The organism is Sporolactobacillus sp. PKPK-6 (assembly GCF_056678885.1).
Window position 1 is genome coordinate 301428 of record NZ_JBWXPA010000001.1, and the last position, 12787, is coordinate 314214.

Consider the following 12787-nt stretch of genomic DNA (forward strand, 5'->3'; position numbering starts at 1 on the left):
TTCACCTTAACATGTACAGACATGAAATGCAATGGACGCAACTTTTAAAAACAGATTGAAACCTTTATATTCCGTCAATAATGGTCATTGTTCACATTCATTTCATACGAATTAGGAATAAAGTGTAACACATTAGCTAAAAAGTGTGATAACATTTAAGCATAATGAACGAGGAACGAGGGAAATCAATAATGATCGAAACGTCAAAAGAGCCAGTATTAATTTTTCTTTTTGGAGCAACAGGCGATTTAGCCAGAAGAAAACTTTATTCAGCTCTTTATCGACTTTATACCAGGGATCAAGAATTTGCAGTAATCGGCTTAGCTCGCCGTGCACACACTGATGAATCATTTCGGGATTTGATTAACGACTCGCTGCCTTCAGAAGCTGGGCCGCGCAAGCATTTTCTATCACGTTTTTATTATCGTCGACTTGATATCACACGTCCGGAAAATTTTGTTGCATTAAAAAGTTTTTGTGATGAACTTGACGAACGCTACCAACTGCATGGAAATCGGATATTCTACCTTTCCCTTGCTCCGTGCTATTTTGCACAGGCCGCACAAAATTTGAAAAAATCCGGATTATCAACGACTCCGGGATGGAAACGTTTAATTATTGAGAAACCATTTGGACATAACTTTGATTCATCAAAAGAATTAAATGAAAGTCTGCTTCATGCATTTAATGAAAAAGAGATCTACCGAATTGATCACTATCTCGGCAAAGAGATGGTTCAAAATATTGAAGTATTGCGGTTTGCAAATCCTATTTTTGAGGCAATATGGAATCGCCGTTATATCTCAAACGTTCAAATAACGCTCAGTGAAACTCTTGGTGTCGGAGATCGTGCTAATTATTACGATCAAACCGGCGCGTTACTAGACATGGTTCAAAATCATATTATGCAGCTTTTGACACTCATCGCAATGGAACCGCCTGCCCGATTCGAAACAAATGATGTGCGTTACGAAAAGGTCAAGGTTTTAAAAGCAATACGTCCTATGCATATTAACAACGTTGTCGAACAAATCGTTCGCGGACAGTATTCCAGAGGGATAACGCCAGATCGAAAAAAATTAAGAGCCTATTTGGATGAAGACAATATTAGAAGCGATTCGGATACCGAAACCTTTGTTGCTGCTAAGTTTTTAATTGATAATTATCGTTGGCAAGGGGTACCCTTTTATATCCGTACAGGTAAATGTCTGGCTGAAAAGTCTACTCAAATTGTTATTCAGTTTAAGAAATTGCCAAAGAACCCTTACTTCCATAATGTCAATCACGTGGGTCCAAATTTGCTCGTGATTTATATCTCACCAGATGAAGGTCTTTCGCTTAAGTTAAATGTAAAAGAAACTGGGGAAACAGGTAATACGATTCCCATTTCGCTCAAATTTCGTAACAATGAACTCGCGATGGAAAATATGCAAGACGCCTATGAGAGGCTCATGGCTGATTGCATTAAAGGCGATTCTACAAATTTCACGCGATGGGACGAAGTTGCCTATTCGTGGGAAATTATTGATTCAATCGTTGATTCTTGGAAAAAACGCCGAGTTCCCGTTGACTATTATGAAGCTGGATCCATGGGACCGGCTTCTGCGGATGAGTTGCTTGAAAAGAATGGACATCATTGGTGGCCAATCATGCATATGGAATGAAGGGCAAATAAAAAGCGCGTCTCGCTAAATGCGAAACGCGCTTTTTATTTTGACATCTTATTCTATTAACGCCCCTGATACAAATGATTTATGCGAGCGGAACGGCTCGAATCCTCTCTACCTCTGCATCGTAGGCATCAATCAGTTTCTTTTCGATTGGGCCCTGTTCCCCGCCATTGATCAAGTGATCATCAATCTGAAGCACCGGATTCACCTCGTTGCTTGTACTTGTAATGAATACTTCATCGGCGTCAAGCAGTTCATCAACGGTGAACTCTCGCTGAACAAGCGGTATATTCAACTTTTTTGCGAGATCAAATACAAAGAGCCGTGTAATTCCATTCAGAATAAGATGATCGGCGGGATGTGTTATTAGTGTTCCATCTTTAATGATAAACACATTGCTTGAGGAACCTTCAGTAACTGTTGAGCCGCGATGCAGAATGGCTTCACCTGCACCTGACACATGCGCTTTCTGCTTTGCAAGCACGTTGCCCAGCAAATTGAGTGTTTTAATATCACAGCGCAGCCAGCGAATATCATCAGCGAGAACCGCTTTAATTCCCTGAGGTCTTTTAGAAACATCACGTATCTTGCTTGAGACCGAGCCGGTAATGACTGTGGGTGTATTGTCTGGGAAAAAATGCTGGCGAGGAGCCGCACCTCGTGTGATTTGAAAATAAACGACGCCGTCATCAAGATGATTCAGTTCAACTAATTTTTTTATATTATCAACAATATGATCGGCACTGTATGGTAATGTTAAGTTGAGTTCGCGTGCGCTGCGCTCAAGACGCTTCATATGAGGATCTAATAAAAAAATACGACCGCTGTAAACCATCATCGCTTCGTAAATGCCGTCTCCAAACTGATAGCCTCTGTCTTCAATGTCAACTTTTGCCTTGCTGCGATCAATAAACTGATCCTGATATAATACAATTGCCACTGACGGTTCCCCCTCAATCCTTTATAGTCTGATTATATGCCCCTACCGTAAAACCGACAATCCCTGATTCGATGCATTCTCCACAGAAACATATCGGTCAGTGTTGTTTATTCACGTTACTGTTTTTAATATACTGAAGCAGACGATGAGACATTTTTGCATAGCCTTCTTTATTGGGATGAAAATGATCATCATAGAGCAAACTGTCGGTTTTCCCCTGGAACAGATCACTGGTCGGCACAAAAGAGATAGGAGCATAGCTTTCACTGATTCTTTTGCTGTTTGTATTCCACTCATTCAGGATCGGGACAAAATCTTTATTCGCTTTACCCAAATAATCCTCGAACGGATTATACAGACCAAAAAAATAGATATGTGCTTTCGGATTCAACCCGCGTATTTCAGACAATATTTTGTTTAAATTCGATGAAAAAACCTTTCGGCGCTTTGTAAAATCACTTTGATGCAGATCGAGAAAATGTTGGTGTAAAACAGCAACAATATCATTACCGCCGATCGTCAGGAATACCGTATTTGATTCCTTTATCGATTCAATAAATTTAGGCTGCTGTAATTTCTTTAACAGATCTGAGGATGTATCGCCCCGATGTCCCAAATCCCGTATGGATACATTCTTAACATTTTTCTTTACCTTGAGTGCTTTATACGTTGCTCCCACATAGCCTTGATTTTCAAGATCTCCTACCCCTTCTGTCAATGAATCGCCAAGTGCAACAATTTTATAGTTCAATAGTTTCGGTTCTTTTTTTGGTGCGGCACTTTTCCCAAAGTGCAGAAATATAAGAATGGATACCGCAATGACCGCTAGTAGTGCAATAGCACTGTAAATAACTTTCTTTTTAATAACTCGCACCCCTCTTACCTTGCGTTATGCCTCATACCACCATTGTAATGCAATTTCTTCAATTCGCTTGCAAGCTTCATTTTTACCTGCTGAATAGTCCTCACGATCATCAGGAAATTGCTCTGCCAATTGGATCTTCAATTGGCTGTAAAAAGCCGCATCATCATCATGTGTTCGCAAATAATCGCGAAATGCCAAATGCCTGATGACATTCTCTGAATCTGCTTCAAAGATATGAAGATGAATCAAGTGATTTCCCAATCCGTCTTTTTTTACAAAATAACGGCGTCCGTGAATACCGTGCTCGCCAAATGATTCATAACCTAATTTTGAAAATTCAGCTTGAATGAGATCAGTATCCTCCAAGCTTTGTACTTCAGCAAGAATATCAATTGTCGGTTTGGCAGCTAATCCTGGAATTGCCGTACTTCCAATATGATGAATTGCCTGCAAATTTGTTCCCATAATATGTGCGATACGTGCAGCTTCTCTTTTATATTCGTTAATCCAATCCTCATTATAGGGAACAACTTCAATTTCTTTTTGTGCCATTTTTATTCACCTCTGAACTGCATACAAAGAACTGTAATCAGTTTAACATATGTATACTAAGTAAAAACCAAAAAACAGCGATGAACGCTGTTTTTTAGTTGCCGCTATCTTGAATCCGTTATCATTTTCTCGCGATTTATTTTACTGCATGCCTATCGTCGATTTTAACTTCGATTTTTTCCAAAAGCTTCTCATCTCTGAGAATTTCTGACTTGTTTTTTTGAATCAATTCTTTAATACTGTCACGTTTTCTCATTACAAGACCACCTTTCTGCTTATCCACCATTTTAATTAGTTTACCTGTTTTTTTTGAATAAGCGTAAATTATGTGAATTTTTCGTTATATACGTAGTATTACCCGCAACTTCTTTTTTCAAACCTCAGATCACCACTTTGTCTTACGCTAAATCAATCTGTTACAATAGAGAGGTTATTTTAATACAGGAGGCTTTTCCATGGATAATCAAATCAACAACATACTTGAAAAAAATCGTGATCGATATTTAAAACAAATGATTGAATTTCTTTCTATTCCGAGCATCAGTTCCGATTCTACGCACAAAGCAGACGTAAGAAAGGCTGCACAATGGCTTGCCGATGATTTAGCAAACGGAGGACTGGAGCATGTGCAGATTTTGGAAACGGCGGGACATCCTGTCATCTATGCAGATTATCTTAAAGCCGCAGGCAAGCCGACTGTTCTATGCTACGGCCATTATGACGTACAACCGGTGGATCCGATCGACAAATGGAACACCGATCCATTTAAACCGGTTATTAAGGACAATATTATATACGGCCGGGGAACCAGTGATGATAAAGGGCAGGTATTTATGCTGGCAAAAATGGCAGAGGTAATTCTTGAGGCAACCGGTGAACTGCCGGTTAACATTAAATTTTGTTTCGAAGGCGAGGAAGAGATCGGCAGTGCACATCTGGACGATTTTGTTGATGATCATCTTGATCTGCTTAAAGCGGATGTACTGCTTGTATCAGATACGACCATGCTGAGTATGGATCAGCCGGCTGTAAGCTATGCACTTCGAGGACTCTGCGGGCTTGAGGTTCGTCTTCAGGGTCCAAAGGGCGATCTGCATTCAGGCGTCTACGGCGGTGCTGTGCAAAATACCCTCCATGCAATGGTTGAGTTGCTGGCAACCTTGCATGATAAAAAAGGACATGTTACGGTGGACGGCTTTTACGACCAAGTGATACCACTTACCGATGAGGAGCGGATCACGTGCACGAAATTGTCTAATGACGAAGCATTGAAAAAGGAACTTGATGTTTCTTCATTATATGGTGAAGAAGGTTATTCTACTGTCGCACGTATATGGTCGCGGCCGACATTAGAAATAAACGGCCTCTTTGGCGGATTTCAAGGGGAAGGTTTAAAAACAGTTATTCCTTCGACAGCAACAGCAAAAATTACATGCCGACTCGTTCCTGATCAGGATCCTGCACTCATTGGTGCACTTCTTAAAAAACATCTTAGAGAACAACTTCCTGCCGGTGTGAAGCTGGACGTTGAGCTGATGGATCATGCGGAACCATTCAGCATGCCCGTGGATCATCCGGCTCTCAAAGCTGCACATAATGCCCTCGAAGAAGCGTTTCACACGAAGGCGATTCTTTCTCGTCAGGGCGGATCGGTTCCAATCGTTAATACATTTCATGACAAGCTTGGTCTTGCTCCCATACTTATGGGATTTGGGCTGGACAGTGAAAACTTTCATGCGCCGAATGAGCACTTTCATCTGCAGAATTTTGACCGCGGCATGTGCGCACTGATTGCTTTCCTATTTGATCTACCGAAGCAAATGAATTAATCATTTGAAAGAGGCTGTCCTTTTTAAAGGACAGCCTCTTTTTTGTTGAAGAAGTCATATGAAGTTTTTTCATCCAAATCGAATCTTTTCTGGAAATCCTTTAAAAAAAGAACTTTGTGACAACCATAGGATCAATCATAGACCTTTCCAACGGAACCCACTCCCTAGAAAACAATCCGAATGTTTGAAGGCACTAAATGAACTCCTTCGTTCATTATCATGCCCACTTAAACATAAATAATACATTTAGTTGAAAAAATTATTCAGCAAGTTTTCTTCTGAGAACAGTTTGAAGGATACCGCCATTGCGATAATAATCAATCTCCACTTCACTGTCGAAACGAACAGTCACTTCAAATTGAATTTTCCGGCCATCAGGGGACGCTGCTTCTGCCTGAACTGAATCACCGGGCTTTACATTTTCGTCTATTGAGACAGTAATGGCTTCTTCCCCGGTTAATCCAAGTGAATCAGCACTTTGTCCTTCACAGAATTGTAAAGGAAGCACACCCATCATCACCAAATTACTTCGATGAATTCGTTCATAGCTTTGTGCAATGACCGCTTTAATTCCTAATAAATTGGTTCCTTTTGCTGCCCAGTCTCTTGAACTCCCCATACCGTAATCTTTGCCTGCCAAGACGATCAAGTCCGTACCGTTCTTCTTGTAATTCATCGCAGCATCATAGATCGGCATCAATTCATGAGTCGGCCAATAGGTGGTAAATCCGCCTTCAGTACCTGGTGCAATTTGGTTGCGGATCCGAACATTAGCAAACGTTCCGCGCATCATGACTTCATGGTTGCCGCGTCTGGAACCATACGAGTTGAAATCGTAGGTCTTAACGCCTTTCTCAAGCAGATACTGTCCTGCAGGACTTTTTGGAGCAATTGAACCGGCCGGTGAAATATGATCGGTTGTCACCGAATCGCCGAATTTCCCAATAACTCGCATGGATTCAAGAGGTTTAATTTCATTTAATTCTGCAGAAAGACTTTCAAAGAAAGGCGGATTTTGAATATAAGTAGAAGCTTCATCCCAATCATACAGTTCGCCTTCGCTTGTCTGAATGGCATTCCAGCGCTCATTTTCAACAAAAACACGCTCATATTCCTTCTTAAAGCTCTCAGGGCCAACGGAACGGTTCATGACTGCTTCGATTTCGTCGCTTGACGGCCAGATGTCTTTAAAGTAGACATCATTCCCCTGAGGATCTTTTCCAAATGACTCATGATCCATATCAAAATCAACCGTCCCTGCCAATGCGTATGCCACAACAAGCGGCGGAGAAGCAAGATAGTTGGCACGAATTAGCGGATGGATACGTCCTTCGAAGTTGCGATTACCGGATAGAACAGCAGATACAGTAAGATCCTGATCAGTTATTGCTTTTTCTACTGCTTGCGGAAGCGGTCCGGAATTTCCAATACATGTGGTGCATCCGTAACCAACCACATTAAATCCTAATTTTTCGAGGTAAGGAATAAGTCCTGCCTTCTTCAAGTAGTCGGTTACTACTTTAGAGCCTGGAGCCAGGCTTGTCTTGACATACGCCGGAACTGTCAATCCCTTTTCAACCGCTTTTTTTGCAACTAATCCAGCTCCAATCATGACGCTCGGATTACTTGTATTCGTACAACTCGTAATTGCCGCAATGACCACAGCACCGGTACTTAACTTTTCTTTTGATCCGTCTTCATATGCGACTTCAGCTGATTTCGTCAATTCCTCTTTGTCAAAGCCAAAGCCGCGATTCCCTGCAGGACGTGTTAGCGAGGATTCAAATTCATTTTTCATTCCTGTTAACGCAATTCGATCCTGCGGACGTTTTGGTCCCGCCAATGACGATTGGACTTCTGACAGATCCATCTCTAAGACCTTTGTAAAGTGAGGATCCATTGCCTCCGGTGTATAGAACATTCCATTTGCTTTGCAATAATCTTCAACGAGCTGAACCTGTTCTTCCGTACGTCCGGTCAGGCGCAAGTAATCTAAAGTGACCTGGTCTACCGGGAAGAAAGTTGCAGTTGCTCCGTTTTCCGGTGACATGTTGGAAACCGTTGCACGATCAGCAAGCGACATGTGTGAAAGACTTGGTCCGAAAAATTCAACAAATTTTCCGACAACACTTTCCTCGCGCAGGAGCTGTGTCACTCGAAGTGCTAAATCTGTAGCAGTTGCTCCATTAGGGAGGCTGCCGACAATCCGAACACCGATCACGTCAGGTACAGGAAAATAGGAAGGCTGCCCAAGCATACCTGCTTCGGCTTCAATACCTCCGACGCCCCATCCGAGAACGCCTAACCCATTGATCATGGTCGTATGCGAATCCGTTCCGACTAATGTATCCGGAAAAGCCAGCAGATCTCCATTGCCCTCGTCCACTGCATGAACTACAGAAGCCAAATATTCAAGATTCACTTGATGAACAATGCCGGTAGCAGGAGGTACTGCTCGAAAATTTTCAAATGAGGATTGCGCCCATTTCAAAAATTTATACCGTTCTTCGTTTCGCTCAAATTCCCGCTCCATATTAAAAAGAAGCGCTTGGTTCGATCCGAATCGATCAACTTGAACCGAGTGATCGACAACAAGATCGACCGGTTTTTCCGGATTAATCTTTTCCGGATCTCCGCCTAAATCGGCCATAGCCTTACGCAAAGAAGCTAAATCCACGACTGCGGGCACTCCCGTAAAGTCCTGAAGAATAATTCGTGAAGGGTTAAACGGAACGTCAATGTTCTTATCAAGATTTGCAGTTCCCCACTTGGCCAAATTTTCTACATGCTCTCTTTTGATCACTTTTCCATCGCATTGTCGCAGAACGGCTTCCAATAACACCTTTATTGAATAAGGCAATCTCTCGACGTCACCATATTCCGACAAAGCGGTTAATTGATAAAAACTTATGGTTTTCCCATTGCTTTTAAACGTGTTTCGAGCATTGAAAAAATCATTTTTTTTCACTGCCCTTGTTTCTGCAGCTGCCACCATTGTTTCACCATCCCGTCTGTTTTTACACTTTTCTCTACTCTAATCATAAGGGAATTTTTTAATTAAGTAAATTTTATTTAATTAAATCTAATTAATAAGTTTTTCTTATCATGAATAGTTTTTAAAGCCATCCTCATTGGCTATTATCTCCTTAAACGAAGTATTAAAAAATAAAAAAGAGAATAAGCATAATTAAATGCTTATTCTCTAGGAAGTGTCGCCATAAATTTATAGCGATCAGCCCGGAATAATGACTTTGTCAATTCGATTGGACATCCATTTTTCAAATAGGAGCAACGTTCGATTAATAAAATCGGAGAACCCTTTGGAATATCCAGAACCTTCGCTTCCTCGGCTGTAACAACAGATGCCTCAATCGATTGAATGGCATGATCAAAAGGAAGCCCGCACTGCCTCTCAATATATTGATAAAGTGACGGACTGACTTGTTCCTCAGTGAGATTAGGTACCATTTTAACTGGAATATATGAGGTTTCGATTGCCATCGGCTCATCATCAGCAAGACGTGTTCGCTTGATTTCAAATACATCATCATGCTCGTCTAATGCGAGATGATCCGCTACTTTGACAGAAGCACACACACGTGTGAAACTCATCATAATACTGCCAGGTTTCATCCCACGGCTGATCATATCCTCTGAGAATCCGTTTAATCCAAGCAGAGATTTCTCAATTTTGTTCTGATCCGAAACAAACGTACCTTTTCCTTTAATACGTATAAGTACCCCCGAATGTACCAAATTCATAACAGCCTGTCGCACAGTCATTCTCGACACATGAAACTGATCGGTAAATTCTCGTTCGGATGGGATTTGATCACCGGATTTCAAATTCCTGTTTTCAATTAACTGCTCAATGTATTGTTCAATTTGATAATACATCGGTACCGGAGATTTACGGTCAATCATTTCATCAATCCTTGCTCATCGATATTAGAGATAATGCAGGTTCATCGGCAATCACGGTAACATCCGGATGCTGTGTAAGGGCAGAAGCAGGAAAGCTGCTGTCAGGCAAAGACGCGTGGATCAGCTTGCTCATTGCCTCAGCTTTTTCCTCCCCGGATGCAATCAAAAGAATTCTTTTGCTCTTTAAAATGGTTCCGATGCCCATAGTAACTGCTCGTTCAGGAACATCCGAAAGACTCCTGAAATAACGAGCGTTGGCTTTACGCGTTGATTCCGTTAATTGTACTACATGTGTGCCAATCGTTAAAGGCGTTCCCGGTTCATTAAATCCGATATGACCGTTTCGACCTATTCCAAGCAGTTGAAGATCGATACCTCCAAGACTGGCAATCAAATCATCATAGTGCTTGGACTCTTCCTCTGAAAGATCTGAGCTACTTGGAAGATAGCTCTGATTCTCCGGAAGATCAACATGATTAAAAAAATGACTTGCCATATAGGCATGATAACTATTGGGATCCTTTGGATCAATACCGGCATACTCATCAAGATTTACTGTCGTAATCTGTTGATAGCTTGTTCCGTTTTGACGATGATCGGCAACAAGTTCTCTGTATGTCCCTTCAGGTGTCCCCCCAGTCGCAAGCCCAAGCACAGCATTCGGTTTCTTGCGAACAGTTTCTATGATTAATTCAGCAGCCTTCCTGCTCATCTCATTTTTATCCTTAACAGCAATAATTTTCATCTTAATGCACCTCTTTCTTTTGATAGGCAATTGTTCCCCGGCAGATCGTCAAAACGAGTTCGTTTTGTTCATTTAGAACAATCAAATCAGCATCTTTTCCGTTCTCAATCGATCCCTTATGATCAAAAACGCCGCATTGCAGTGCCGGATTAATCGCACCCATTTGTACAACATCGCTCAGTGTTGCATCAGTAAAAGCAAGGATATTTCGCAACGAATCCTTCATTTTCAATACACTGCCTGCGATCGTACCGTCTTTAAGCAAGGCAAGTCCATTATCAACAAACACATCCTGACCACCAAGATCGTAAACGCCTTTATTCAGACATTTTGCACGCATGGAATCGGTGATCAGAATCATTCGATCACTGCCCTTTAGTTTATAGGCTAGATTCACCATTCCTTGACACACATGATGTCCGTCGCAAATCAACTCAGTGTATAAATCATGGTGCAATAATGCTCCTCCAAGAATTCCCGGCTCGCGATGGTGCATACCTCTCATTCCATTGTACAGGTGGGTAACTTGTGTTGCCCCTGCATCAATCGCCCGAATAACATCCTCATCAATACCGTTCGTATGACCGATTGACGCGACAACCTTTTGTTTTTTTAAATGACGGATAAAATCTAATCCGCCTTTAACTTCTGGCGCCATCGTTACTTCCTTAATACGGTCCCCACAGAGTTGCTGCCAATGGTCGAATAAATCACAGTCTGGTTCAAGAATATACTCTTCAGGCTGTGCTCCGGTCTTTTCCTTATTAATAAACGGACCTTCCAAATGAATTCCGATGATTTCCGCTTCTCCACGTTTCTGATGACCGATCAATTCACCAGCATTGACTAAGGCTTTTTCTATTAGAGGAACTGACTGCGTGATCGTTGTCGCTAAAAATGAAGTTGTCCCTTCTTTTGCGAGCGCAGCAGCTATCGTACTCAATGCCTCAGGAGTCGCATCCATCGTATCTGCCCCGTTCGCGCCATGAATGTGCATATCAATCATGCCAGGTAAACACTTGTAAGTCGAAGGGAACTGCAAAGTCCGATCAGCCGTCTGGCTTTCATTTGTGCCGATACCGACAATCTTGTCTTTGTCGATCAGAAGACTGCTTTTCTCTAACCATTCATTTTGACTGTAAATAGAACATCCTTCAATTTTAGTCGTCATACGATCGCTTCCTTTTTTCTTTTATTTTATCACTCATTAGAATTACTTGTCTAGACATCTATACGTTAAAAATTATTTTCATCGCTGCTTGAAATCCCGTTCCCCTTCTGTCACCATCCATTCACATAATCGATGGGTTTCTAGGGCATCCTTTTTTTCAATTGGCTCTTTCAGTCCAGATTGGACAGCATGAATAAAAGCTTTGATTATTGGTTCAAAACCTCGTTTATATAGCGTGTCATCCCAATCGTCAAAACGGTTTACTTGACTTGAATTCCCCGTGATCCATTCATATTCGCTTAAATCACGAATCACACATTCTCCACGTTTGGTCATCACCTGTGTCCATTCTTGATTCGTACCACTTATACGGTTCATAATGACCGAAGCTAGTATATTCCCGCTCTGAAAGAGTGCTGAAATACCTGTACATTGATTTTTATCTGCTCCCGAAAATCGAACAATCACGTCGTCAATCGGATGGTTAAGAAGAAACCTTGCTGTATCCACGACATGGATAAAGTCATCAAAAATTATTGTCCGCAATTCACCCGGAGCCTTTATTCGGTTTTTTTGGCAAACAATCATCGTTTTATCTGACAGTCTGGATGCCTCGGCAACAAATGGTGCAAAGCGCCTGTTAAAGCCCGTCATCAATAGAACTTGTTTTTCTTCAGCTAATTTTGTTAAAATTACAGCGCTTTCAAAATTATCTGCAAGCGGTTTGTCGGTATAAACTGAAACTCCATTCAGAATCAAACGCTCAATAATCTCCTGATGCACTGAAGTAGCCGCATGGACAAATGCCGCTTGAATGCCTTGTTTTATCAGATCGTCAATTGAAGAAAACAAATGAGACCATCGATATTTTGAGCGAAGTTCATCCAACGTTTTCACATTTCGTGTACAGAAATAAAAATCGACCTCTGCCAGTTTAGAATAAATCGGCAAATATGCTTTTGCGGCAATTGAACCGATCCCAATAACACCTACTTTCAGCATTGAGCAACCCCCTGCCTGAAATTTATTAGTACTCACTTTTTTCTATTGTAAAAACCCCCATGAATAGCTAATTCATAGGGGTTCATTAC

Annotated in this window: 11 protein-coding genes; 2 read left to right on the top strand and 9 right to left on the bottom strand. The window is 41.5% G+C overall.

What is annotated here, in order from left to right:
- The first annotated feature begins 191 nt into the window (after positions 1-191).
- Positions 192-1664, top strand: a complete 1473-nt coding sequence (zwf, locus tag AC1MBV_RS01495; protein WP_255746472.1) for a glucose-6-phosphate dehydrogenase — start codon at positions 192-194, stop codon at positions 1662-1664.
- Positions 1665-1752: 88 nt separating this feature from the next.
- Here zwf and dat read toward each other — a convergent pair whose 3' ends face one another.
- From dat to AC1MBV_RS01515, 4 genes are all read right to left on the bottom strand, one after another.
- Positions 1753-2610, bottom strand: a complete 858-nt coding sequence (dat, locus tag AC1MBV_RS01500; protein ID WP_255746471.1) for a D-amino-acid transaminase — start codon at positions 2608-2610, stop codon at positions 1753-1755.
- Between the two features lie 97 nt (positions 2611-2707).
- Complete coding sequence (locus AC1MBV_RS01505; RefSeq protein ID WP_480947403.1) at positions 2708-3484, bottom strand: SGNH/GDSL hydrolase family protein; 777 nt, start codon at positions 3482-3484, stop codon at positions 2708-2710.
- A 15-nt stretch (positions 3485-3499) separates the two neighbouring features.
- Positions 3500-4027: a GrpB family protein gene (locus tag AC1MBV_RS01510; RefSeq protein ID WP_480947404.1), complete on the bottom strand. Its 528-nt coding sequence runs from the start codon at positions 4025-4027 to the stop codon at positions 3500-3502.
- A 136-nt stretch (positions 4028-4163) separates the two neighbouring features.
- Complete coding sequence (locus AC1MBV_RS01515) at positions 4164-4310, bottom strand: FbpB family small basic protein (RefSeq protein WP_480947405.1); 147 nt, start codon at positions 4308-4310, stop codon at positions 4164-4166.
- Positions 4311-4482: 172 nt separating this feature from the next.
- Here AC1MBV_RS01515 and AC1MBV_RS01520 point away from each other — a divergent pair, with 172 nt between their 5' ends.
- Complete coding sequence (locus AC1MBV_RS01520) at positions 4483-5856, top strand: dipeptidase (protein ID WP_480947406.1); 1374 nt, start codon at positions 4483-4485, stop codon at positions 5854-5856.
- 259 nt (positions 5857-6115) lie between these two features.
- Here the strand turns inward: AC1MBV_RS01520 and acnA are convergent, their stop codons facing one another.
- From acnA to AC1MBV_RS01545, 5 genes are all read right to left on the bottom strand, one after another.
- Positions 6116-8824: an aconitate hydratase AcnA gene (acnA, locus tag AC1MBV_RS01525; protein WP_480948247.1), complete on the bottom strand. Its 2709-nt coding sequence runs from the start codon at positions 8822-8824 to the stop codon at positions 6116-6118.
- Between the two features lie 227 nt (positions 8825-9051).
- Complete coding sequence (locus AC1MBV_RS01530; RefSeq protein WP_480947407.1) at positions 9052-9780, bottom strand: GntR family transcriptional regulator; 729 nt, start codon at positions 9778-9780, stop codon at positions 9052-9054.
- A 4-nt stretch (positions 9781-9784) separates the two neighbouring features.
- Entirely contained in the window at positions 9785-10525 is a 741-nt protein-coding gene (gene nagB, locus AC1MBV_RS01535) for a glucosamine-6-phosphate deaminase (RefSeq protein ID WP_255746460.1), read from the bottom strand.
- A gap of 1 nt (position 10526) precedes the next feature.
- On the bottom strand, positions 10527-11696 hold the full coding sequence (gene nagA, locus AC1MBV_RS01540) for an N-acetylglucosamine-6-phosphate deacetylase (RefSeq protein WP_480947408.1): 1170 nt from the start codon (positions 11694-11696) through the stop codon (positions 10527-10529).
- A gap of 78 nt (positions 11697-11774) precedes the next feature.
- Positions 11775-12698 (bottom strand): Gfo/Idh/MocA family protein, encoded by a 924-nt coding sequence (locus AC1MBV_RS01545; protein WP_480947409.1) that lies wholly within the window; start codon positions 12696-12698, stop codon positions 11775-11777.
- Positions 12699-12787: the final 89 nt, after the last annotated feature.